We start from the raw sequence: 23,784 nt of genomic DNA, 5'->3' as shown, positions 1-23,784 counted from the left end.
TGCCTATTCCTCTTCTTTTGAAATTGCTGTAAGTATATTTTCTATCTCTTTTACAGTTTGTGTCAGCGTCTCTTTATCTGTAGAGTGTGTGAGTGTTTCAAGTTCATTTGTAAAAGTGTGCATTCTCATATTGTCACTCATTCCTTTTAATTTTAAGGCCTGCCGCTTCAGTGCAGGGTAGTCTTGGGTGGCGAGAGCATCATTTATTTTTGCAATTATAGCATGTGCTTCTTTTATAAAGTCTTCAAAGAGTTCATTGAAACTCTCTAAATCCAGGCCTATCTCATTGGCAATTTTTTCTTTAGAATATTTTTTCTCATTTTCTGATTCTTCCTGCGTTTCTGTCTCTTCCTGCGTCTCTGTCTCTTCCTGCGTCTCTGTCTCTTCCTGAATTTCCTGTTCTTCTTGAATCTCCGGCTCTTCTTTAAATTCCAAAGTCAGTTCAGGTTCATCATCTTTAAAAGTGAGAATTTCTTCAGATTCCTGTGGTGCAACAAAATCATCATCATAAAGTTCCGGAATTTCAATTTTTTGAGGCACTTCATCATCTTTTATGGTGGCAAGATCTTCTTCACCGGCTAATTTTGCAATAATTCTGTAAAAATCATCCAGGTTTGTCTGTATGATATCGACATCAGAAGTAGCATTTATAATTGAAAGTACTTCATGTGCATCTTCAATACGAAGATTCGCTGCGACTCCTTTAAGCTTGTGCGAAAGAGTTTTAACATTATCAATATTTCCTTCTTCAAGTGATTTGTAAAGTTCATCTTTAAAGTCGTTTGCCTGGGTTATAAAATCCTGTATAAACTCTTCAATCAAATCAAGTGGCAAACCAAGCTCTTTTGATGCGATATTGGGGTCAAAAACATAGGTGCTTTTCGGTTTTTGAGGAGATTCCTGAACGAAAGGCTCTGTCTTTGTTACTTCCGGGGTTTCGATGCTTAAGTCACCTACATCCAGCATTGCATCAAGGTCTTCTTTCTCTTGTGTCTCCACATGTAACGGAGTGTCATACTCATCTTGTATGACTGTTGGTTCTTCTGTTGTCTTAAGGATTGGTTGTGACTGCTGTGGAGATACTGTTTCCGGTATTGTTCTTTGCGTAATATCTCCTGAAATAGCATCATACTCCTGCGCTGTAAGTGTTCGCAGATTGTTTAAGTGTACTATATAGGCTTTTTGAGTCGGATTGTCTACAAGGTAGGCATTTGTAATTGTAATTATTGCTTTGTAGTTTTTTGAATTGGCATTAATGATGACTTTGGATTCTTCATTAGACTCTGCACATGTTATATAGTCAATCCAGTGCACATGCTGAAAATTATGTATATATCCTGGTGTTTTTACAAACAAATCTGCGAAATCTGTCACTTCTGCGCGCAGATCAGCCAAATCTTTATATCCCAGTGTATGCAGGTTTTTTTCGTCAATACCCAAAAACTCTTTTTGAAAATTATAAATTAGCATTCTTCCATCCCTTATTCCTCTTCTGTCTCAAGCATCTTTTTATATGTTTCTTCTGTTTCTTGAATATCTTTGCGAGAGGCTGCTTTTCTGGCAGCAATATAACCTGTTATATTTTCATCATTATCTCTGATTGGCAGAATTTCTGTCTCTACCCAGTAGTACAGACCGTCTTTTCTAAGGTTTTTTACAAGTCCGTTCCAAGCCTGTCCACTTTGAATAGTTTCCCACATTTTTGCAAATATGCTGCGCGGCATATCCGGATGTCTGAGTATGTTGTGGGGTTGTCCTACCAGTTCATCGGCTTTATAACCGGATACACTGCAAAATAGTTTGTTTGCATAGGTAATAACACCTTTTAAATCTGTCTGAGAAATAATGACATTTCCGTCAAAAAAATACTCTTCGTCTACAGGGATAATTTTGCTCATTAAAAAACCTTATAATTAGTGATTCACTTGAATTCTCACAAATATATCATAAAGGAGTGAAAAAAAAACTTATTTATAAAAATTTTTGATGGTTTTTGCATCTTTTGTATTTAAAAGTGAACGAATATCATCAAATGTGGCACTTTTGAGTGCTTCAAAGGTGCCATAATGATTGAGCAGTTTTTGAATTTTTGCAGCCGATATTCCATGTAAACTTAAAAGTCTGCTCTCCTGGTCAAGTTTGAGTTTTGTTTTTTTGTGAAATGTGATCGCTGCTCTGTGTGCTTCATCCCGTAAATTTTGAACCCACTGCAGACGTTTGTCACTTGTTTTGAGTCTGAAAATTTTCTCTTTTGTATAGAGAATATCCTGAGCATTTCCTTTGGCCCGGTGTGCCTTGGCATCAACTTTTTCTTTTGAAATGGCTATGACATCAAGGGCGATACCGTTGGATTCAAGTATGTCAAGTGCAAGTTTAAGCAGTGTTGCTCCTCCGTCGAGTATCCACAGGTCCGGCGGTGAATTTTTAGAAAAACTCTCTACTCTTTTTGTAAGTGTTTCGCGCATTTGGGAGTACTCGTCTTTTGCCTCCAGATGATAGGTTCTGTAGGATTTCTTGTCAAACTTTGCATTTTCATATACGACCATAGCTCCGACTGTTGCAACACCGGACATATGGGAATTGTCAAATATTTCCACTCTGTTTGGAATTTTTTGCAATTGACACAGTTCCTGGAGTTCTTCGAGTATTTTGACATTAAGTGTTTCTTTGTCTTTTTTCAATAACTCCGCTGCATTTAATTTTGCCAAAGCAATCAAGTCTTTTTTCTTTCCTCTTTGAGGGATGAGAATGTGTGCTTTTTGACCAAATACTTTTGTGAGGTGATGCGCTATAAGTTCTTTGTCCTCAAAACTCTGAGGAAGAAGAATCGGAGCAACGATGGGAGGCTTTTCATCTTTGTAAAATCCAAGCAGTGCTCTTGAATAGAGCTCATTCAAATCCAAGCCTTCATGAAGCTGCAGATACTCATGAGAAGAAGAGATTATTTTGCCGTGTCGCATAAATATTTTTACAACTACCGCTCTTTTTTCAGAATTTTCTATTGCAAAAATATCATAATGTTCATTTGTGGCAAAATCAATTTCGCTTTTAATCTGGGACCGTTCTATTCTCTCTATGGTGTCTCTGAGCTCGGCGGCTTCTTCAAAGCGCAACTCCTGGGCATAAAACTCCATTTTTTCTTCCAGTTTGCCAAGAAGCAGTTTTTTGTTTTTAATCAGCTGCGATGCAAGTGTTACTTCCTGCTGATAACGCTCTTTGCTGATTGGCAGTTCACAGGGACCGAGACATTTGTCTATCTGATAGTAGAGACAAAGTTTTTTTGACTTCAGACAGGATTTTTTCTGTACAAGTTTGCAAATATCATAAATGGAGTTGAGAATATCTCTCGCACCGACAGAGTAGGGACCATAGTAGGTGATATCTTTGGAGTTAATCACCTTTCTTGTAATGTCGAACCGAGGGTACTCCTGAGAGTTGTCTATATAAATGTAGGGGTAGGTTTTGTCATCACGGAGCAAAATATTGTATTTCGGACCCAGCTGTTTGATCAGTGAATTTTCAAGTATGAGCGCATCATGTTCGGAATTTACAATGATATAATCCATGGAAACGGTTTGGTTTATCATTTTTGAGATGCGCAAAGAGAGCTGCGGATTTGCACAAAGTTCGGGAGTAAACTGCCAGTAGCTTTTTACACGCTTGGCAAGGTTCTTGGCTTTGCCCACATACAGGAGATGGCCGTTTTTGTCAAAATACTGATAGACTCCCGGGTTGTTCGGCAGTTGTTGGATTTTTTCTTTAAGTGTCATTTTTTTCTTTTATAATTTTTTGGATAGAGAGAATAAGTTCTCTGAGTTTTTCATCATGAACAGGAATGTCAAAGTTTCCCGTTGCTCTTTCCCTGTAGGATACAATTTTTCTGGGTTGTGTCAATGCTGTTGTGTCTCCATGTAAAGCAGGTTTATGTGTAACAAAAGCTTTTATATCTGTTATAGTTTCATTTTCACATTCTGCGGGAGTGTGAAACTTTAAAGCACTTTTAATGCTTTGTATACTATTATCAAATTCTTGTTTGGCACCGGGATGATTGAGAACGAAAAAAAGTATTTTATTTTTTATATATGAAAACTTAATCATCTTTTGTAAAGGGGGGCTGAATGCCGATTGTATTTTATGAATGCATTTGTATTGAGACAGTTTGGAAAATTGAGGTTTATTTTGAAGAGAGTTGAGAATATCACTGCTGTTTTTCATAGGCTAATTATAGCAAGCTTTTTATTAAGCGTAAGCGGGTGCGGCTATAAAGCACCCCCTTATTATGAACAGAGTGTACCAAAAGAGGATAAAAATGTGAAGTTTATTATTCAAAAGAAAGAGTTTAATAATGATACGAATGAAAGCTGTGCACCGTAATGACTGAATATGATGTAGTAATAATAGGCGCAGGTGTGGCAGGACTCTATGCAAGTATGAATATCCCTGCTGAGAAAAAAGTGCTTATTATCAATAAGCGGGAAACTTTTAAATGCAATACATTCTATGCCCAGGGCGGAGTAGCGCTGGCTCGTGATGAAGCGGATATTCCGGTACATATAAAAGATACGCTTGCCGCCGGTGACGGGCTGTGTGATCCGGAAGCGGTGGATGTGCTGAGCCAGAATTCACGTCAGGCGATTGATGACCTGATAGAACAGGGGTTTCGTTTTGACACCAATGAAGAGGGGGAACTTCTTTATACAAAAGAGGCGGCACATTCCTGCGAACGGATACTGCATGCAGGCGGTGATGCGACGGGGAGATATCTGCACCATTTTCTTCTTGAACATACTGCCCATGCGATGCTCAGTGATGCAAGAGTCGTTGATCTGCTGATTGATAATGGCGAATGTTATGGCGTTACCGTACTTGATCACAGACAGCGCAGAAACATATATGCAAAAAATGTCATTATAGCGAGCGGAGGCGTAGGTTCTTTGTATGAATACCATACAAATGCACCCTGTATCAGTGCTGATATACAGGGACTTTGTGTGATGAAAGGCATAGCCCTTGACAGAATGGAAATGTTGCAGTTTCATCCCACTGTATTTGTAAATTCCAACAATGCCCAAAAAATGCTCTTGACAGAAGCTCTCCGTGGAGAAGGGGCAACCATAGAGGATGAAACCGGAAAAAGATTCCTGTTTGATTATGATGAGAGAGGCGAGCTGGCTTCACGCGATATTGTCAGCAAGGCAATATATAAATATAAAAAGAAGACAGGTATGCATGTGTATCTCAACTGTGAAAATTTTGATAAAGAGTATTTTGAACACAGGTTTCCAAATATTTGCAAGAACCTAAGGGAACTGGGCTTTAATGTTCCTGCGCAAAGGGTTCCGATATCGCCTGCTTTTCATTATGCCATCGGTGGTATTCGCACCGATTTGAATGCCAGAGTGCCAAATGTAAAAAATTTGTATGCTGTTGGCGAAGTTGCTTCAACAAGGGTGCATGGAGCAAACAGACTGGCATCGAACTCACTGTTGGAGGGTTTGGTTTTTGCAAAAAGGGCAGTGGATGATATTTTAAAAAATATTGACACTCCTAAAAGTATGAAAACATTTGAACTCCATGATGAGGTGATGAGTCTCAAAGAGGACAAGGCGAAAAAAGACCAGCTCAGACGAATAATGTGGGAAAATGTTTCTATAATTCGTACAAAAAGCGGATTAAACGATGCTTTATCCACAATTAATGCACTTTTAAATGAAAATATTGGTAAACTACTAAAATTTCGTTTACTGACGGCAAAAGAGATAGTAATATCTGCATTAAACAGGCATGAATCCATAGGGGTTCATACAATACAAGAGGAGAATTAATGGAACACGAAGCAATAAATCTTGCAACAACCTGGGTAGGATGGCTGAGCTTAGCTGTCTTTGTTATAGCGTATTATTTTATCGCTACAGAAGAAAAATATGAGATAAACAAAGCAAAACCGGCACTGTTTGCCGGTACATTTATGTTTATGCTTATCGGTATTTATTATGCTATTAACGGGATGAATCCTGATCCGCTGCATGATGAACTGGAAAAACTGATTTTGGAAATAGCCGAAATTTTCTTTTTCCTGCTTGTTGCAATGACTTTTATTGAGACGCTTTTAGAACGCGGTGTTTTTGATCTGTTAAAGTATAAACTTGTCTCAAAAGGGTATACCTATAAAAAACTCTTTTGGCTGACCGGTCTGCTGGCATTTTTTATCTCCCCTGTCGCAGACAACCTGACAACTGCTTTGATCCTTTCCACCGTGCTTTTTACGATTGACAAGAAAAATCTTGCATTTTTGGTTCCGGGAGCTATAAATATTGTCGTAGCTGCCAATGCAGGCGGCGCATGGTCTCCGTTTGGTGACATTACAACACTCATGGCATGGACTGCCGGCAAAGGAGAGTTTGTGGACTTTCTTTTCCTCTTTCCTGCTTCTGTTGTCGGCTGGGTTGTTACAGCATTTTTACTCTCTTTGTCCGTTCCCTCGGGAGAACCGCCGTTTGATGCAGCGACAGAAAAGAAACCCAAAGTACTTGATGGTGGAATAACCGTTGCCTATTTGGGAGTATTGACCATTGCAATTGCTGTTCTCGGGCATACATTTTTTCATTTTCCGGCAATGTGGGGTATGATGTTCGGTCTGGCTATTTTAAAACTTTATGCGTTCCAGCTTGAAAGAACAGGAAAGAACAGTTTTAACATTTATGTCAATATGGAAAAGGTAGAGAACGATACGCTTCTTTTCTTCTTCGGTATTCTTTCGGCTGTCGGAGCATTGCACTTTTTAGGCTTTTTGGAATACATCCATCATCTGTATGAGTTGCTTGGTTCAACCACAGCCAATATCGGTGTCGGATTCCTTTCTGCAATTGTAGACAATGTACCGGTAATGAGTGCAATTTTAAAATCTTCTCCAAACATGGGAATAGACCAGTGGATGCTTGTAACCATGACAGCGGGTATAGGCGGCAGTCTGATCTCTTTTGGTTCGGCAGCCGGTGTCGGAGTTATGGGAAAACTTCGCGGAATCTATACTTTCGGTTCACACATGAAGCATTCATGGACTATTTTAGTGGGATATGCGGTCTCTATTATAATCTGGTACGTTCAGTTTGAAATTATGGGACTTTATTAAAAATCCAAATTTCGGAACCCGCACTTTATGTGCGGGCTTTGTCTCTAATGGCTAAGACTTGGATTTCCAAGAACAAATCAAACATTAATCTTATTTATTGTATCCTTTCATAACTTAAATTCTTTTCAACTTTTCTTTTCTCAAAAAACATTGTTTTTTGTAGCTTTAGGGGGTTGTAGGGACGCAGAGTCCCTGCTGTAAAATGGGCTTTTGCTCATTTTATATATAAATTTATCAAAAGGCATTTCAATGACAAATGTTAGCATTATAGTTTTAGACTTTGGTTCTCAATACACACAACTCATCGCTCGTCGTCTTCGTGAAGATAAAATATACTGTGAAATCCTTCCTTTTCATACAAAAGCCCAGGATATTGCAGCGAAAAATCCTCAGGGTATCATACTCAGCGGAGGTCCCTCTTCTGTATACAACAAAGATGCCTATGAAGTTGACAAAGAGGTTTATAAAATGGGCATTCCGATTCTTGGTATCTGTTATGGAATGCAAAGGATTGCGGTAGATTTTGGCGGTTCGGTTATACGTTCTGACCACCATGAATACGGAAAAGCAGAACTTGACATAGTCGGGTATCCTGACAATGTTTCTCCTCTTTTTAAAGATTGTGACAATCACACTGTAGTATGGATGAGCCACTCGGACAGAGTAGAAACACTTCCTGAGGGTTTTAAGGTAATCGCCACATCTGACAATTCACCGTATGCGGCCATTGCAAATGATGAAAAACGTGTCTATGCGCTTCAGTTTCATCCGGAAGTACAGCACTCTGAAGAAGGGTACCTGATGCTTCGCAACTTTGCAAAAAATATCTGTGGCGTCACAGAAAAATGGAAAATGGAGCATTTTCTCAAGCAGCAGATTGAATCCATTCGCGAACGTGTCGGTGACGCCAAAGTGCTTTGCGGACTGAGCGGGGGAGTTGACAGTTCTGTTGTGGCAGCAATGCTGTATGAAGCAATCGGTGATCAGCTTATTCCTGTGTTTGTAGATAACGGACTGTTACGCAAAGGTGAGAGAGAGCAGGTTGAGGAAGTTTTCAAAGTAAATCTCAAAGCGCCTCTTGTTACTGTGGATGCAGCGGATAATTTCTTAACAAAACTGGCAGGAGTGAGCGACCCTGAACAAAAACGCAAAATTATCGGGCATACTTTTATAGAAGAGTTTGAAAAAGAGGCGAAAAAACATGACGGTATTAAGTTTTTGGCACAGGGAACACTCTATCCGGATGTCATTGAATCTATCTCTGTCAACGGCCCCTCAGAAGTGATTAAATCTCACCATAATGTCGGCGGTCTTCCTGACTGGATGGATTTTGAACTGATTGAGCCGCTGCGTGAACTTTTTAAAGACGAAGTACGTAAAATCGGACTGGAACTGGGACTTCCGGAGAGTATGATTAACCGTCATCCTTTTCCCGGACCTGGTCTTGCTATTAGAATCATGGGGGATGTCAATGTTCCTGATTTGGATCTTTTACGCGAAGCAGATGTTATTTTGCTCGATGAACTCAAAGCAAGCGGATATTATGCAAAAACATGGCAGGCTTTTGCCGTGCTTTTAAATGTAAAATCAGTAGGGGTTATGGGTGACAACCGTACCTATGACAACACGGTATGTATCAGAGTTGTAGAAGCAGTTGATGGTATGACAGCAACATTCGCACATCTGCCACATGACCTGCTTGAGAGAATTTCAAGAAGAATCATTAATGAGGTTGATGGAATAAACCGCGTAGTTTATGATATATCATCTAAACCGCCCGCAACAATAGAGTGGGAATAAAATTGAGAAAAATTTCGGCTCATCTTGAAAGGATTGAGGAATCAGCATAGTTTAACTATGCCTTAACCTCAAAACATTCCAATCTGAACCAAACTTTTTACGATTTCCATAAACGAGGAAATTTCAATGCATAACAAGCCCATTTACCTTTTTTCTGTCTCTTCTCATCCTGATGCTCACCATGTAAACTCTTTGGATATTACTTTTTTTCAGCCTGATATTGATTTTTCCAAATATGATTATCTGATAATTACCTCAAAGCAGGCATCAAAAGCGTTGCAACAGTATGAGAAAAAAGAGTATATAAAGAAGCAGGCGCTGTGTATCTCAAAACAGAGTGCAAAAAGTTTTGAAGATTTAGGGGGTCAGGTCCTGGCTGTCGGTAAGGGGTACGGCGATACTCTTGCGGAAAAAATAAAACAATACCCAAAAGAGACAAAATGGCTTTATTTGCGTGCTGAACTTGTTGCTTCTGATTTTGTCCTTACATGTAAAGAAGAGGGATACTGTATAGATGAAAAAATTGTCTATGCAAGCAAGTGCAGTGAAGAGTTGTTACATGTAACAGTGCCGCAGGAGGCTATACTTATTTTCACCTCTCCTTCAAGTGTAGAGTGTTTTTTAAGCAGGCATACTTTGCTGCACACACATAAAATAATCGTTATAGGCAAAACAACGGCAAAAGCACTGCCAAAAAACTGCTCCTGTATTCTCTCTGATGAGACAACTATTGAGAGTTGTATGCAAATAGCGCATTCCCTAAAATAAAAACAAGCATATTTTTAGTATAATTATCTTGTTAATCTGAGTAGTTCGTGTCAGCACATATATGCGGGTTCTACATATTCAACCTGTGAATCAGTAGGGTTGTCGTGTGTCGGTGGTTTCGCTTGAGGTATGTTCACTCTGCCGATGAAATTGCCGCCGTCAGGCAATCCTCTCTTCACCCAAATTCGGCTTTTAGAACCAAGCCAGTAGTGCGACGGCTGCTCGGGTTAATGCAAAAAAAGTTTATTTATTTCATCAGGGTGGGCTAAATAAATTTTTTAATTATATGGAGATACAAATGAAAATATTGATCTTGGGGAGCGGTGGACGAGAGTACTCTATTGCCCGTGCTATAAAAAATGAAGAAGAGGAACATGAACTTTTTTTTCAGCCTGGAAACGGTGCAACAAACAATCTGGGAACAAACCTCGATATCAAAGATTACAATGATTTGGCAGCATTTGCAAAAAAAAATGAGATTGATTTGACTATAGTAGGTCCTGAAGCGCCTCTGGTGGATGGTGTTGTAGACATATTTAAAGCACAGGGACTGACAATTTTCGGACCAAGTAAAGAGGCTGCTCAGCTTGAAGGCTCAAAAGTCTATATGAAAAACTTTTTGGCAAAATACAATATTCCTACAGCAAAATATATAGAGAGTGATTCGATAGAAGAGCTGTTTAGGTTTACAAACACCCTGCAGGCACCTATCGTTGTAAAAGCAGATGGTCTGTGTGGCGGAAAGGGTGTTATCATCGCACAATCCCATGATGAGGCAAAAAAAGCAATTTCTGAAATGCTCAGCGGAAAAAGTTTCGGTGATGCGGGTAAAAAAGTAATCGTGGAAGAGTTTTTAGACGGATATGAACTTTCTATGTTTGCAGTATGTGACGGGAAAGATTATATCTTGCTTCCGGCTGCACAGGATCACAAACGCCTGCTTGACGGTGACAAAGGTCCAAATACAGGAGGAATGGGTGCCTATGCCCCGACTCCGCTTGTAGATGAAACACTGTACCAAAAAGTACGAGAGCGTATTATCCGCCCTACACTTGAGGGTATGCAACAAGAGGGTGCACCTTTTGAGGGTGTACTTTTTATCGGTATTATGGTGGTAAACGGTGAGCCGATTACTCTGGAATTTAATGTACGTTTTGGAGATCCTGAATGTGAAATTCTTATGCCGTTAATGACTTCAAGCGTATCTGACATGTTTTACAAAGCGGCAACAAACCGTTTGGGCGAAATCAAAGTAGAATTTTCAGACCAGTATGCTGTCGGTGTGGTTATGGCGAGTGAAAACTATCCGTACGGACCATCAACGCCTGCTGAAATTATTTTAGATGATGTCAAGCATAAAGAAATAGAAGAAAATACACATATATCTTTTGCCGGTGTTACAATGGAAGACGGGAAACTCTACGCAACGGGTGGACGTGTTTTGGTATGTGTCGGTTTGGGTGAGAGTATCAAAGAGGCACGTGACAGAGCCTATATGAGATGTGGACAGGTTCATTTTGCAGGAAAAAAACTTCGTACAGATATCGCCTACCAAGCTCTTTAGGAATTTGAATTTTGAATGAAGAGATTGAAAAACTTCTCAACCGAGAACATTTACAGCTCGCCTCTGTTAAAAAAAGGGCAATGGCATTTTTTATAGATGAAATGCTGCTCTCTTTTTTACTTATTATCGCGATGTCTGATTCATTTGCCAATGCGCAGACGGTTGAAGATATTATTATACTGACAAATACCTATGTATTGCAGTATATTGCGATGAAAATAGTCTATCAGACTTTTTTTGTAATGCAGTACGGGGCTACTTTAGGGAAGCTGGCAATGAAAATAAAGGTTATTGATGTGCGCACACTGGACAATCCGAACTTTGCAGCAGCACTCAACAGGGCAGTTTTCAGAATTATAAGTGAAATGATTTTTTATCTTGGTTTTTTATGGGGAATGTTTGATCCGCAGCGCCAGGCATGGCATGATAAAACCGCAAAAACTTTGGTGATAGATGCTTAAATATTTTCTTTTTTTCCTTCTCTCCTGTATGGGTATTCTGATTGCAGATGACAAGATTGAAATATATGCATCCTCTGTCAAATCAAAAAACAATATTGTGTATGCGGACGGAGGAGTCAGTGTTGTTTACAAAGATTATTTTTTAACTGCTCAAAGAGCGGTGTATAACCAAAAGACGCAAGATTTGGAACTCTTTGGAAAGGTACGGCTCAACCATAACAAAAAGTACAAGATACTCGGAAAATATGCAAAACTCAATTTGGCAAAAAAAGAGCGGTATTTTAAACCGCTTTATCTGCTTGAGAACAAATCTGATGTCTGGATCAGTGCAAATGAAGGTGAATCAAAAGGAGTGCTGCTGGATATCACTTCAGGTTCAGTCAGCGGATGTGACCCTGTAGACCCTTTATGGACAATGGAGTTTTCTTCATCGGACTACAATACAGATTCCAAATGGATTAATTTATACAATGCACGGCTTTATATTTACGATATACCGGTATTTTATACGCCCTATTTTGGCTACTCTCTTGATACGACACGGCGTACCGGTCTTTTGAAGCCGTCTTTTGGAGTATCCTCAACCGAAGGGTTTTATTATGAACAGCCGATTTACATTGCCGAACAAAACTGGTGGGATTTAGAAATCAATCCACAGATCAGAACCACAAGAGGAAAAGGACTCTATACTACTTTCAGATTTGTGGATTCTGCTGTTTCGCACGGAGAATTCAAAGCAGGATATTTTAAAGAAAACGAGGACTATTATTTAAAATATAATCTGCAAAATCAATCCCATTACGGATTTAATTTTAAGTATGACAATACAAATCCTCTGAATCAATGGCTTGGACTGGACTTGCCGGGACAGTCCGGAATATATGCAGATATTAACCATATGAATGATGTTGACTACATTAACCTTGCACAAAACAATAATGCACTGCAGCAGGCAACTGCAACACAGGTACTTTCACGAGTAAACCTTTTTTATAATACAAATGACAACTATATAGGTGCCTATTTTAAATATTATGAAGATTTGACACTCCAGACAAATGACAATACACTGCAAAAACTCCCAACTGTTCAATACCATCATTATGTAGATACTTTTTTGAAAGATCATTTGCTGTACTCCTTTGATGTGCAGAGTAATAATATTCAAAGAATCATAAACAAAAAAGTAATTCAAACAGATGTAAATCTGCCTGTAACACTTCAGACGCCATTGTTTGGTGAATATGTCAATCTTTCATACAAGGCAAATCTGTATCTGCAACATTCTCAATTTAGCGGGCATGAACAAAATCCAATTCCGGGTTTTGAATATCATGACGGCTTTTATGCAAGCAACTACAATACTGTTACTGTTTCAACACAGTTAACAAAGGCATATGCAAATTTTAGTCATGTTGTAGGCTTTGAAGTGAGTTATAATGCGAAAGGCTGGAGTAAGAAAGACGGTTTTTATCAGGACAATATGGACTACTGTTCAGATTTTACAAATAAGGCAGATCCAAATTTTGCACAAAGATGTGAGTTTTATAATATAGCAACAATTCAAAATGATACACAGCTAAACTTTCAGCAATATTTTTATGACAGTACCGCACAGGAGATTATCTATCACAGACTTTCCCAAAACATCTCTTACGAAAATACAAAAGAACGCTATGGTGACCTGGAAAATGAGCTTGACTATAAGATAACGAGTTTTTTGTCCTATTACAATAACATGTTTTATAATTATAAGGAAAAAAAGTTTTCAAAGATTTTGAATCAGGTGTCATTCAACAGGAATGGCGTGAAAATTGCACTCTCACATCTCTATAAAAATACCTTTTTACCAAAAACAGCCACTTATACGCCCTATACAAGTTATCTCACATCAAATGTAAAATATACTTACAACAAACACTATTCTTACAATACAAGCTATAATTATGATTTAGAATCAAAAGAGAGAAAAAGTTTTTCTTTCGGATTTTTGTACACAAAGCGATGTTGGGATTTTGGAGTGCAGTATACCGAAAACAACAGACCTGTCTTGACTACAGTCGGGAGTACAAGTTCCTCTGTGTATGACAGGTTTATATACTTGACTGTTGTATTAAAACCGTTAATGAAAGCAAATGCCGGCAGCTCTTTTTTATCGTATAAATTGCCGGATGATACAAAATAGGATGCAAAAAGATGCAAAAGTATAAGCATATTTTACAAGACAGGGAAGATGCAGCACAAAAGCTTCGTGATGTACTTCCTATGCAAAAATTAAAAGAAGAAGCGTGGAATATTGTTGCAGTGTCAAAAGGCGGACTTGAATTGGCTTCACTGATAAAAGGCAAGTTGAAAAATAACCTGGAAATTCTTTTTTTAGAAGCAATTATGGCGCCAAACAATCCTGAATGTGAAGTTGCCAGAGTCAGTGAGACAGAGGAGATTGTCCTCAATGAAGAGTTGATTAATGCCTTTGGAATACAGTATGATTATATCTACGGAGAAGCTCACAGAAAGCATGAAGAGGATATACTTAGCTATATATACAAGTATCGCAAAGGAAGACCGTTTCCTCCTATGAAAAACAAGATTGTTTTACTTGTAGATGAGGGAAGTGAGACAGGAAGCAAGTTTATGACTGCACTCAAAACAGTTTTGGCCCAGAAACCAAAAGCAGTTTATATTGCCAGTCCTGTACTGCCAAGAGATGTTTTGGAATTGTTAGAAACATTCGTAGATGACATATTTTTTCTGTATGACATAGATGACTATGTAGAAACATCATTGTATTATAAGAATTTAACAATAATGGACGATGAAGAAATAGAAGAAATACTCAGTAAAGATTTAAAGGATAACAGATGACGTATGATGTAAAATTAGAATTAGAAAACAGAGTAGAAGAATACTCCTTTGGTGATGTTGCCAAACAGGCAAACGGTTCGGCATGGCTTAAATCAGGTAAAACTGTAATACTGGCGACGGTAGTGATTGATGAGACTGAGGTTGTCAAAGATGACTTTTTGCCTTTGACTGTACAGTATATAGAAAAAACATATGCAGCCGGAAAAATTCCGGGAGGGTTTTTCAAACGTGAAACAAAGCCGAGTGATTTTGAGACTCTGACATCACGAATAGTAGACAGAAGTCTGCGTCCCTTGTTTCCAAAAGGATTCGGGCACCCGACACAAATTACCATTATGGTATTTTCGGCGGATCCTGAGTCTGATATGCAGCTTCTTGCTCTTAATGCCGCTTCGGCTGCACTTTTTACTTCGGACATAGATATAAACAGCAGTGTATGTGCGGTTCGCGCAGCAAAAGTAGACGGAGAGCTTGTACTGAACCCAACACTTTCACAGCTGAAGAACTCTACACTGGATTTGTATCTTTCAGGAACGAAGAAAGATTTACTGATGATAGAGATGCGTTCCATCGGCAGTGAAAAGGTTGAGGTTGAAGAGACCTACGAGCCGATGCTTGACCCGATGATGGATCCGAGTCTTGGTACAATAGTGGTAGATACACATGTATCCAATGCAATGAGTGAAGATGAACTGATAGAAGTGCTTGATAAAACAGAAAAAATTCTTTTTGCTTCAAATGTTGAATATGAAGTGGCCTTTGGACCGTATCAAAAAGAGATAAAACCTCTGGAACTCAAAACAGACGGTTTAAATGAAGAGATGGTGGCTTTTGTGAAAGAACGTCATATGCAAGATATCATAGATGCCATGAATCAAATGGCAAAGTCTGAACGCTCAACTGCCTTAAGAAACCTCAGAAAAAGAATTCTTACCAATAATCTGGAGTGGGATGAACTTGAACTCAAAGCGGCAATAGAAGCGGTTAAAAGAGAGCAGGTGCGTGCACAGATACTCAATGAAAAAGTGAGAGCCGACGGACGTACACTGACAGAAATACGTCCTATCAGTATTGATACAAATGTATTGCCGGCTGCGCATGCCTCTTGTCTCTTCACCCGTGGACAGACACAGGCTCTTGTGGTCTTAACGATGGGCGGACCCAAAGATGCGCAAATGTTTGAAGGTTTGACAGATTCCGGCACTCAAAATGAAAACTTTATGGTGCATTATAACTTTCCGGGATTTTCGGTAGGGGAAGCTTCTCCTATTATGGGAACAAAAAGACGTGAACTCGGACACGGAAATTTAGCAAAACGTGCGCTTGAACCGATACTCAACCTTGATGGACAGACAGTCCGTCTGGTGTCTGAAATACTGGAGTCAAACGGTTCTTCTTCAATGGCAACTGTGTGTGGCGGGTATCTTGCACTTAAAGCTGCAGGGCTTGAGACAAGTGATACGGTTGCTGGTATTGCCATGGGTATGATAAGTGACGGAGAGCGTTATGCAATTCTTTCTGACATTATGGGTCTTGAAGATCATGATGGTGATATGGATTTCAAGGTTACCGGTTCGAAAGAGGGTATTACCGCTATGCAGATGGATATCAAACTCGGCGGTGTGAGTCTGAACATTTTAAAAGAAGCATTGTATCAGGCAAAAGAAGGACGTGCGCATATTATTGACATTATGCTTGATGCAGAGGCTAAAATAGAATTTAATGACGGCGTACTCCCTGTTACAGAATTTTTTCATATTGATCCGGGATTTATCGGTGAAATTATAGGTCAGGCAGGAAAGACAATCCGTGAAATGATAGAAAAATTTGAAGTGGCGATAGATATAGATAAAAAAGAGGGAAAAGTTAAAATTACCGGTAAAAACAAAAATGGTGTAGAGGGAGCAAAAGAGCATATTCAAAAAATTGTCAATGCACCGAAAAAAGAAAAAATAAAATATGAAGTAGGCGGAAAATACGAAGGGACTGTAAAAAAATCGTTGACTTTGGTGCTTTTATAGAGTTGCCTGACGGAACAGACGGCCTGTTGCACATATCCAAACTTTCAAAAGACAAACGTGTGGAGAATGTAAGTGATATTTTAAGTGAAGGCGATAAAGTAAAGGTGGAAATTTTAGAATTTAAAGGAAATAAAATTTCTTTAGGTCTTGCATAAGAGAATATTTAGCAAAACTTTCATATAATGCGCTTATCAATTTCTAGTAGGGAAATCTGGGCATTTATGTTCAGGTTGCTTCATTACATGTAATGAGGTTACGCTATCCGAACGGATTGTAATTATTTCAAGGAATATATTATGAAAAAAATTCTTTTTCTTTTAGTGGCTTTTTCTGCTGCTGCATTCGCAAATGACGGTGAGGTTGCCAACCAAACTCTTAAAGCATACTCAATGATCGCTGCGGGTCTCGGTCTTGGTCTTGCTGCATTAGGTGGAGCTATCGGTATGGGTCATACTGCTGCTGCAACTATTGCGGGTACTGCACGTAACCCTGGTCTTGGTGCTAAACTTATGACTACAATGTTCATCGCTCTCGCAATGATCGAAGCACAGGTTATTTATGCACTGGTAATTGCGTTAATCGCACTTTACGCTAACCCGTATTTAGGATAATCTTCAAAGATTACTAAATATACCTCAGACCTGGCTCCCAAAGAGTCAGGTCACTTTTATACCACACAAATGCGCAGGTGGTGGAACGGTAGACACGCAACGTTGAGGTCGTTGTGCCTTCGGGTGTGGGGGTTCAAATCCCCCTCTGCGCACCATAACCCCCTATTTTCGAACTTTCAAAGCAATATTTAAAAACCGGCATAAAAGACAACGGAAGATGAAGTGCGTGGACATATATGCTATATTTTGGCAGATACCGTTAAGATAGTTCAGGCTTAGGTTCCGATATTTCATAACCCTGGGCATAATCTATCCCTATTTTTTTTACATAATCATAAACTTCCAAAGAACAGACAAATTCGGCAATGACCGGAATGTTTTTCTGGTGCGCATAGTCGAGTATTGTTTTTGCGGTAATCTGGGAGTTTCTGTCTGCAACGATGTTTTTGATAAATACCCCGTCTATTTTTATAAAATCGATTTTCAGATTGTTGAGCTGTCCGAAATTTGAACACTCAGCGCCAAAGTCATCAATGGCAAGTTTACACCCGAGGTCATGCAAAATATTAAGCGTTTTTTGAATCTCTTTGTGTTTTGCGATACTGTTGTTTTCCAAAATTTCAAAGGTCAGTCGTTCCGGACTGATACTGTATTTTTCGATATTTTTTTTCACAACTGCCATAAACTGCGGATGTTTCAGGTCATAGTCACTGATGTTGACGGTAAAATTATAAACACTGGTCTGAATTTTTTTACAGGCCTCTTCAAGATTATTTTAAATATTTCAAAGAGCTGTCCGCTGTAGCGGGCGGCATCCAAAAAATGGTAGGGAGAATAGATTTCACCTTCATACTCTATGCGGACAAGACTTTCATATTTTTCAATTTTATCTGTTTTGAGATTTTTTATAGGCTGAAAATAGGTAAGAATTCTATGCTCACTCAGGGCATCCCGGATTCTTCCTGTCCACAAAGAGTTTGAATGGATGGTTCGCAGAATCGTCAAATCATCACTGTATTTCTTCAGATTGTTTTTTCCATACAGACGGGCTTCTTTTAAGGCAAATTCTGCTTTTTGTATAATGTTTCCATAGTCATCGATGACAACACCAATGCTGGCAGTCAAATGTATTTTAATACCGTTGATGGAGAAAAGATGGTTGTAAATGTCATCCTTTACCTTTGTAATTCTCTGCTCGGTTGTGAGCGTGTCTCCCTGTGTATAGAGCATGGCAAACAGATCTGCTTCAAGGTGAAAAACCTGGGCATCCTGTGTATATTTTTCCAATAAAAAACGGGAAAAAGCCCGCAGAACTTTGTCTCCAAAATCAAATCCGTTGTGGTTGTTAATAACACTGAAATCATCAATATTGATAAGTATGAGAGATTTCTTTCCGCTACTGCTGAGATTTTCAGAGAGTTTGAGCCGATTTGGCAGTTTTGTCACCTCATTTGTAGTCATCTTAGTGTAAATTTCATCTTTTTTGTCTTGAATGTCTTTAAACTGCTGGTACTGTTTGATAGCTGCACGCACAGTCAGAAAGAATTTTTGAGACTCTATGCAGGCGCGTGACCTGTAGTCATTTATATCATAATGCTCAAGAATTTCATCAGTGGGAACAGCTGAGTCTACACTGTCTATAATGACTATGCGCATTGTAGTACTGATTTGTGCCCGAATGTAGTTGATTAATTGCAGTCCGCCGCTTAGTTTTTCTATATTGATATCTATAAAGGCAACAGCGATATCTTTATTGTTTTGAATGATTTTTCGTGCTTCTTCTGCGTTGTGTGCATGAAGTACTTTGAGCTTTTTATGGAAAATGACGGCATCTCCCAACTTTTCCTTTAAAATATCGTGGACAAAAGCATCATTGCCAACCAGTAGTATTTCCCAAAATTTTGTAGACATTATGAACTCCATGCGTTAGTAACTATTATATATCGCTGCTCATAAAACTTTTATTAATCAATTAAATGAGGATTGTCAGAAGGAAAGGCTTTTTATCTGTACTAAGGAGACAAGGAGTCTAATTCCTGCAGATCAGGTTTCGGTTCTGCTATTTCATACCCCTGCACATACTCCACGCCCAAAGCCTTTACATAATCATACACCTCTTTGGAACAGACATATTCTGCAATGACCGGAATCCCTTTTTTGTGGGCAAAGTCAATAATGGTAGTCGTGACTATCTGAGAGTTTTCATCTGTTATGATATTTTTGATGTAGGCTCCGTCAATTTTAATGAAATCTATGGGCAGGTTGTTAAGCTGTCCAAAGTTTGAACACTGGGCACCAAAGTCATCTATGGCAAGCCGAAAGCCCTCTGCATGGAGTTCATTTAAAAGTGCCTGAATATTTTTGTTGTGGGCAATGCTGTCATTTTCCAGAATTTCAAAAGTAATACGGGAATGGGGCAGGTTATATTTCTTTACTGTCTTTTTGACTGTCGGAAGAAAATCAGGATATTGCATATCGTACTGGCTGATATTTACCGTAAAAAAGTAAGTGCTTTGGACAGCCTTTTTGCAGGCCTCTTCCAAAACAAACTGAAATATTTTAAATATCTGTCCGCTGTAGAGTGCCGCATCCAAAAAGTGAAAAGGGGAGTAGATCTCATTTTCGTATTCCAGTCTGACAAGGGCTTCGTATTTAATGATTTTACCGGTTTTTACTTCTAAAATAGGCTGAAAATAGGTATGCATTTTATGGTTGTGCAGGGCATCGCGTACCCTTGTACTCCATAGTGAATTGGTATGAATCGTCCGGAGTATGTTCAAATCATCTGTATACTTTTGAATACTGTTCTTGCCGTAACGGCGTGCCTCTTTGAGGGCAAACTCCGCTTTTTGGATGATATTTCCACGTTCGTACAGTGCAATGCCTATACTTGCTGTCAGGCGTGTTTTTATACCGTTGACGTTAAAAATATATTTTGCAATATCGTCTTTGATGCGTAAAATATTCTCTTCGGTTGTTTCATTTTCGAGTTTGACACACAAGAGTGCGAAATTATCGGAGTGCAGATGAAAAACCTGGGCATATCTGCCATATTTTTTCTCCAAAAATTTTGCAAAAGCACGCAGTACTTCATTGCCAAAGTCAAACCCGTTATGTTCATTGATGAGGCTGAAGTCGTCTATATTGATGAGTATAAGAGATTTTTCTCCCATTGTGTCCAGATATTCTGAGAGTTTGATTCTGTTTGGCAGATTGGTTACATTATTGGTCGTCATCTTTTTATAGATCTCGTCTCTGCTGGATTTGATCTCTTTGTATTGTTCATACTGCTTAAGTGCATTGCGGATGATAAAATAAAATTTACCGCTTACAATTTCTTCTTTTTCTTTGTAGCCGTTAATATCATAATGGTCAAAAATTTTATCAGGAGGAACCGGCGAGTTTCCGCTGTCTATCATGACAATTCTTATGTTGCTGTTGTGCAAAACATTTCTTATATGTTCAACAAGCTTCAAGCCTGCGTCGGGTGTTTCCATAGATATGTCTATAAAAGCGAGGGAGGTATCGGAGTTGTCTTTTAAGAGCTCTTTGGCTTCTTTGGCATTGTGTGCATGGAGGATTTTTACGGGTTTGTTTTGAATAAAGATATTTTGCAGTTCTTTCTTAATGACATTATGCACAGCAACATCATCATCAACGACTAAAATTTCCCAATATTTTTCAGACATCATTATATTTCCTAGTAGTATTAACCATAGACTAGCATGAAAAAGATTAATATTTGTTTATAATAAACGGGGGGGGAATACCGTTAAGCCAATAAAAAGCTTTAGTTTTGTGTGACAGTCGGAGCAAAAGCCTTTGTACTGAGTCTGACACTTTGTCCGATTTGGAGATTCTTGGCTTCTGCGGAGCTGACGACAACCTCGACGAGTTGCTGTCCTATGGCTACAACAGCGATGTAGATGACATCTGCTTTTTTAATATCGAGCAGTTCTCCCTCAAAAGAAAATTTTTGACTGCCCTGCGTCTTGAGCAAAACCTCTTTTGGTGCGCCGTCATTGATTATTTTTCCGTTTTGTAAAATGATGACACGAGAGGCAAGACGGTATATTTCGCTCGGGTCGTGACTGACCATAATGGTTGTCGTGCCAAACTCTTTATGCAGCACAAGCAGTTCGTTTTGCAGCTTTGTCCGCATAGCAGGGTCAAGTGCCGAGAGGGGTTCGTCAAGCAGTAATATTTTTGGTTTTTTCATCAAGGCACGGCAGATGCTGACTCTCTGTTTCTGCCCGCCGCTGAGGCTGTTTGGATAGCGTTCTTTGAGGCTGGAGAGTTCACTCAATTCCAAAAGATGCTCGGCTAATTTTTTGTCATTGTTGACAAAAAGCAGATTTTTTTCTACACTCATATTTTCAAAAAGGGCATACTCCTGAAAAACAAAACCGATGGCTCTTTTTTGAACAGACAGGGCCCCTTTTGCATCAAGCCAGACGCTGTTTTGTACAGTGATGCTCCCTTTGGCCTCTTCAAGCCCTGCTAAAATTCTCAAAAGTGTAGTCTTTCCGCTGCCGCTTTTCCCACTGATGGCTACAAACTCGCCCTCTTTAATATTGAGCTTTACATGTAAAGGCATAACGCCCTGGGCTCCGTGAAGTGTTTTTGTGACATCTATATGTATCATAATCCAAACCTTCTGTTGTGTCTGGCATTAAAGATGTAGACGCTCAGAAGTACTGCAAAAGAGATGCCCACCATTATGGCGCTGTAGATATGAGCGGCAGTGTAGTCCATATTTTCCACCATTTCATAAATGGCTACAGAGGCCACCTTTGTCTCACCCGGTATGCTGCCGCCTACCATTAAAACTACGCCGAATTCTCCGACTGTATGGGCAAAAGTGACAATGACGGCAGTGAGTACCGCCGGTTTCATATTTGGCAGGGCGACAAAAAATAGAGTCTGGAGTTTGCTTTTGCCGGCAATGTAACTCGCCTCAAGCATATTTTTGTTGAGACTCTCAAACCCGTTTTGAAGAGGCTGCACCATAAATGGCAAAGAGTAAAAACAACTTGCCACAACAAGTCCCGTAAAAGAAAAAACAAGTTTGACATCAAAAGTCTCTTCAAAAAAGTGACCGATTGGGGAGCTGTATGCAAATGCCCAAAGCAGATAAAACCCCAAAACAGAAGGGGGCAGAACAATTGGCAAAGCTGTAAGGGCTTCTAAAAAAGGTTTTGTTTGTGATTTTGTCTGTGAGAGAAACCATGCAAGCGGCAGGGCGATACAAAAGAGAATAAAAGCTGTCAACGCCGCAAGTTTGAAGGAGAGCACAAAGGGTTCAAAACTCATGAAACTATCTCCTTGAGTGACAAATCACTTGATTTTATCAGTGCGATGACAGATTCCCCTACATGCAACTGCATTCTTTGCAAAGAATCGCTTGTGATGATGGACTCCAAAACATTGTCATAAAACTGTAACTCTACAACAGACAAGAGCTCTCCGACTTCTATAGAACGCACCGTTACATGTAACTGGTTTGCATGGCTCAGTTCTCCCTGAAGATTTTTTGCTATGGCGATGGCTGTGGGTTTGCATGTAAGGAGAACTTCTGTGTTTTGTGTGAGTGTTTGGGGCAATTCAAGGCTCATCATGCCCAGCGTGCTCTCATTACATGTAAAGTGTACTACATGTAAGTTTTGTACTGTTTGGATTGTCTCTGCTTTTGCTGGAATTGTATTCATTGTACACTGTATCCGTACGCTTTGAAAATCTCTTTTGCCGGTTGTGAGAGTAAAAAGGTGTAAAAAGAGTGTGCGTCTGCATTGTCTGTGGCATGTTTGAGCAAAACAATACCCTGTGCAATGGGTGTGTAGAGTTTTGGATCAACATCTTTAAAATTGACGCCTTCTTCATACTGTTTCATTTTAGGAGAAAAGAGTGCTGACTTGGCGATAAAACCCAAATCAGCTGCCGTGACTGCATAGGCAACAGTCTGTCCGACAGACTCTCCGTAAACAAGTTTCTTTTTGATTTTTTTATACAAAGAGGCATTTTGCAGTGCCTGACGCGCTGCTATTCCGTAAGGTGCGGTTTGCGGATTGGCTATGGCTATTGTTCTGATATTTTTGTCAAGAACGAGAGCTGTTCCCTGCTGAAAGTCTCTTTTTTTTGTGCTAAAAAGAGCAAGCGCGCCCCGGGCATACACAACCGGTTTGGTCAGAGCAAAGCCTTTTTCGTACAATTTTTTTGGATAGGCCATATTTGCAGAGAGAAAAATGTCATAAGGTGCGCCGTGCATTATCTGTGCTGTGAGTTTTCCACTGCTGCCTATAGTCATTTGTATTTTTGTTTGCGGATTATTTTTTTGAAATTCTTTTATCAGTCGGGGAAGGGCATAACTGACATTTGCCGCGGTTGCAATGTTGAGAGTACCCGCCAAAACAGTTGTAAAGGAGAATAAAAGTATAATAAGATAATTTTTCATTACAAGATTATAGCAGAGAAACCCTAATCGGCAAAGCTTATAAATAACTTAAATTCAGTTGTTTATAAGTTTATACGGCTATACTTCCATCAAATAAAATTACTTGAAGGG

The 23,784-nt window shown here is 39.3% G+C and carries 20 protein-coding genes, 1 tRNA gene and 2 pseudogenes; 12 read left to right on the top strand and 11 right to left on the bottom strand.

Features of this window, described 5'->3' with window-relative positions:
* Positions 1-3 precede the first annotated feature (3 nt).
* From MLC44_RS12135 to MLC44_RS12120, 4 genes are all read right to left on the bottom strand, one after another.
* Positions 4-1,470 (bottom strand): Hpt domain-containing protein, encoded by a 1,467-nt coding sequence (locus MLC44_RS12135; protein ID WP_151899429.1) that lies wholly within the window; start codon positions 1,468-1,470, stop codon positions 4-6.
* Between the two features lie 11 nt (positions 1,471-1,481).
* On the bottom strand, positions 1,482-1,898 hold the full coding sequence (locus MLC44_RS12130) for a PAS domain-containing protein (RefSeq protein WP_151899430.1): 417 nt from the start codon (positions 1,896-1,898) through the stop codon (positions 1,482-1,484).
* 69 nt (positions 1,899-1,967) lie between these two features.
* On the bottom strand, positions 1,968-3,770 hold the full coding sequence (gene uvrC, locus MLC44_RS12125; RefSeq protein ID WP_151899431.1) for an excinuclease ABC subunit UvrC: 1,803 nt from the start codon (positions 3,768-3,770) through the stop codon (positions 1,968-1,970).
* On the bottom strand, positions 3,760-4,098 hold the full coding sequence (locus MLC44_RS12120; RefSeq protein ID WP_230973291.1) for a hypothetical protein: 339 nt from the start codon (positions 4,096-4,098) through the stop codon (positions 3,760-3,762). Before MLC44_RS12120 ends, uvrC begins: the two co-directional genes overlap by 11 nt.
* 81 nt (positions 4,099-4,179) lie before the next feature.
* Between MLC44_RS12120 and MLC44_RS12115 the strand changes: the two genes are divergently transcribed.
* From MLC44_RS12115 to MLC44_RS12095, 5 genes are all read left to right on the top strand, one after another.
* Complete coding sequence (locus MLC44_RS12115) at positions 4,180-4,374, top strand: hypothetical protein (RefSeq protein ID WP_151899433.1); 195 nt, start codon at positions 4,180-4,182, stop codon at positions 4,372-4,374.
* On the top strand, positions 4,374-5,825 hold the full coding sequence (gene nadB / locus MLC44_RS12110; RefSeq protein WP_151899434.1) for an L-aspartate oxidase: 1,452 nt from the start codon (positions 4,374-4,376) through the stop codon (positions 5,823-5,825). The genes MLC44_RS12115 and nadB overlap by 1 nt, the downstream gene beginning before the upstream one ends.
* On the top strand, positions 5,825-7,132 hold the full coding sequence (nhaD, locus tag MLC44_RS12105) for a sodium:proton antiporter NhaD (protein ID WP_151899435.1): 1,308 nt from the start codon (positions 5,825-5,827) through the stop codon (positions 7,130-7,132). Before nadB ends, nhaD begins: the two co-directional genes overlap by 1 nt.
* Positions 7,133-7,381: 249 nt before the next feature.
* Entirely contained in the window at positions 7,382-8,932 is a 1,551-nt protein-coding gene (guaA, locus tag MLC44_RS12100) for a glutamine-hydrolyzing GMP synthase (protein ID WP_151899436.1), read from the top strand.
* A 126-nt stretch (positions 8,933-9,058) separates the two neighbouring features.
* Positions 9,059-9,700, top strand: a complete 642-nt coding sequence (locus MLC44_RS12095; RefSeq protein ID WP_418640740.1) for a uroporphyrinogen-III synthase — start codon at positions 9,059-9,061, stop codon at positions 9,698-9,700.
* Between the two features lie 50 nt (positions 9,701-9,750).
* On the opposite strand, the gene MLC44_RS12090 is transcribed toward MLC44_RS12095, so the two are convergent.
* Positions 9,751-9,879, bottom strand: a complete 129-nt coding sequence (locus tag MLC44_RS12090; RefSeq protein ID WP_346389719.1) for a hypothetical protein — start codon at positions 9,877-9,879, stop codon at positions 9,751-9,753.
* Between the two features lie 119 nt (positions 9,880-9,998).
* Here MLC44_RS12090 and purD point away from each other — a divergent pair, with 119 nt between their 5' ends.
* The 7 genes and pseudogenes from purD to MLC44_RS12055 all read left to right on the top strand — a co-directional run bounded on the left by purD (position 9,999) and on the right by MLC44_RS12055 (position 17,377).
* Positions 9,999-11,264 (top strand): phosphoribosylamine--glycine ligase, encoded by a 1,266-nt coding sequence (gene purD / locus MLC44_RS12085; protein ID WP_434657548.1) that lies wholly within the window; start codon positions 9,999-10,001, stop codon positions 11,262-11,264.
* A gap of 11 nt (positions 11,265-11,275) precedes the next feature.
* On the top strand, positions 11,276-11,725 hold the full coding sequence (locus tag MLC44_RS12080) for an RDD family protein (RefSeq protein ID WP_151899439.1): 450 nt from the start codon (positions 11,276-11,278) through the stop codon (positions 11,723-11,725).
* The gene (locus MLC44_RS12075) at positions 11,718-13,910 is read left to right on the top strand and encodes an LPS-assembly protein LptD (protein ID WP_434657545.1); all 2,193 of its coding nucleotides are present in this window, start codon (positions 11,718-11,720) and stop codon (positions 13,908-13,910) included. Before MLC44_RS12080 ends, MLC44_RS12075 begins: the two co-directional genes overlap by 8 nt.
* 11 nt (positions 13,911-13,921) lie before the next feature.
* A complete protein-coding gene (locus tag MLC44_RS12070) occupies positions 13,922-14,590 on the top strand; it encodes a phosphoribosyltransferase (protein WP_151899441.1) in 669 nt (222 codons plus the stop codon).
* Positions 14,587-16,766, top strand: a pseudogene (locus tag MLC44_RS12065) (polyribonucleotide nucleotidyltransferase). Before MLC44_RS12070 ends, MLC44_RS12065 begins: the two are co-directional and overlap by 4 nt.
* Before the next feature lie 141 nt (positions 16,767-16,907).
* Positions 16,908-17,222: a F0F1 ATP synthase subunit C gene (locus MLC44_RS12060; RefSeq protein WP_151899443.1), complete on the top strand. Its 315-nt coding sequence runs from the start codon at positions 16,908-16,910 to the stop codon at positions 17,220-17,222.
* Between the two features lie 71 nt (positions 17,223-17,293).
* A tRNA-Leu gene (locus MLC44_RS12055) sits at positions 17,294-17,377 on the top strand.
* 104 nt (positions 17,378-17,481) lie between these two features.
* On the opposite strand, the pseudogene MLC44_RS12050 reads toward MLC44_RS12055, so the two are convergent.
* The 6 genes and pseudogenes from MLC44_RS12050 to modA all read right to left on the bottom strand — a co-directional run bounded on the left by MLC44_RS12050 (position 17,482) and on the right by modA (position 23,673).
* Positions 17,482-18,683, bottom strand: a pseudogene (locus tag MLC44_RS12050) (EAL domain-containing protein).
* Between the two features lie 551 nt (positions 18,684-19,234).
* The gene (locus MLC44_RS12045; protein ID WP_434657542.1) at positions 19,235-20,914 is read right to left on the bottom strand and encodes an EAL domain-containing protein; all 1,680 of its coding nucleotides are present in this window, start codon (positions 20,912-20,914) and stop codon (positions 19,235-19,237) included.
* 98 nt (positions 20,915-21,012) lie between these two features.
* Entirely contained in the window at positions 21,013-21,867 is an 855-nt protein-coding gene (locus MLC44_RS12040; RefSeq protein ID WP_418640735.1) for an ATP-binding cassette domain-containing protein, read from the bottom strand.
* Positions 21,864-22,535: a molybdate ABC transporter permease subunit gene (modB, locus tag MLC44_RS12035; RefSeq protein WP_151899447.1), complete on the bottom strand. Its 672-nt coding sequence runs from the start codon at positions 22,533-22,535 to the stop codon at positions 21,864-21,866. Before modB ends, MLC44_RS12040 begins: the two co-directional genes overlap by 4 nt.
* A complete protein-coding gene (locus tag MLC44_RS12030) occupies positions 22,532-22,930 on the bottom strand; it encodes a TOBE domain-containing protein (RefSeq protein ID WP_151899448.1) in 399 nt (132 codons plus the stop codon). The genes modB and MLC44_RS12030 overlap by 4 nt, the downstream gene beginning before the upstream one ends.
* Complete coding sequence (modA, locus tag MLC44_RS12025) at positions 22,927-23,673, bottom strand: molybdate ABC transporter substrate-binding protein (protein ID WP_434657538.1); 747 nt, start codon at positions 23,671-23,673, stop codon at positions 22,927-22,929. The genes MLC44_RS12030 and modA overlap by 4 nt, the downstream gene beginning before the upstream one ends.
* Positions 23,674-23,784 lie beyond the last annotated feature (111 nt).

The organism is Sulfurimonas sp. NW9 (assembly GCF_051132275.1).
Classification (GTDB): Bacteria; Campylobacterota; Campylobacteria; order Campylobacterales; family Sulfurimonadaceae; genus Sulfurimonas; species Sulfurimonas hydrogeniphila.
The sequence above is the reverse complement of the archived record's forward strand: the minus strand, read 5'-3'. Positions and strand labels throughout refer to the sequence as shown.

Coding starts and splice junctions, on each gene's coding strand:
- purD (WP_434657548.1), top strand. CDS start 9,999: ATGAAAATATTGATCTTGGGGAGCGGTGGACGAGAGTACTCTATTGCC.
- MLC44_RS12075 (WP_434657545.1), top strand. CDS start 11,718: ATGCTTAAATATTTTCTTTTTTTCCTTCTCTCCTGTATGGGTATTCTG.
- MLC44_RS12135 (WP_151899429.1), bottom strand. CDS start 1,470: ATGCTAATTTATAATTTTCAAAAAGAGTTTTTGGGTATTGACGAAAAA.
- modA (WP_434657538.1), bottom strand. CDS start 23,673: ATGAAAAATTATCTTATTATACTTTTATTCTCCTTTACAACTGTTTTG.
- MLC44_RS12060 (WP_151899443.1), top strand. CDS start 16,908: ATGAAAAAAATTCTTTTTCTTTTAGTGGCTTTTTCTGCTGCTGCATTC.
- MLC44_RS12095 (WP_418640740.1), top strand. CDS start 9,059: ATGCATAACAAGCCCATTTACCTTTTTTCTGTCTCTTCTCATCCTGAT.
- MLC44_RS12070 (WP_151899441.1), top strand. CDS start 13,922: ATGCAAAAGTATAAGCATATTTTACAAGACAGGGAAGATGCAGCACAA.
- guaA (WP_151899436.1), top strand. CDS start 7,382: ATGACAAATGTTAGCATTATAGTTTTAGACTTTGGTTCTCAATACACA.
- MLC44_RS12030 (WP_151899448.1), bottom strand. CDS start 22,930: ATGAATACAATTCCAGCAAAAGCAGAGACAATCCAAACAGTACAAAAC.
- uvrC (WP_151899431.1), bottom strand. CDS start 3,770: ATGACACTTAAAGAAAAAATCCAACAACTGCCGAACAACCCGGGAGTC.
- nhaD (WP_151899435.1), top strand. CDS start 5,825: ATGGAACACGAAGCAATAAATCTTGCAACAACCTGGGTAGGATGGCTG.
- MLC44_RS12040 (WP_418640735.1), bottom strand. CDS start 21,867: ATGATACATATAGATGTCACAAAAACACTTCACGGAGCCCAGGGCGTT.
- MLC44_RS12130 (WP_151899430.1), bottom strand. CDS start 1,898: ATGAGCAAAATTATCCCTGTAGACGAAGAGTATTTTTTTGACGGAAAT.
- modB (WP_151899447.1), bottom strand. CDS start 22,535: ATGAGTTTTGAACCCTTTGTGCTCTCCTTCAAACTTGCGGCGTTGACA.
- MLC44_RS12120 (WP_230973291.1), bottom strand. CDS start 4,098: ATGATTAAGTTTTCATATATAAAAAATAAAATACTTTTTTTCGTTCTC.
- MLC44_RS12045 (WP_434657542.1), bottom strand. CDS start 20,914: ATGATGTCTGAAAAATATTGGGAAATTTTAGTCGTTGATGATGATGTT.
- nadB (WP_151899434.1), top strand. CDS start 4,374: ATGACTGAATATGATGTAGTAATAATAGGCGCAGGTGTGGCAGGACTC.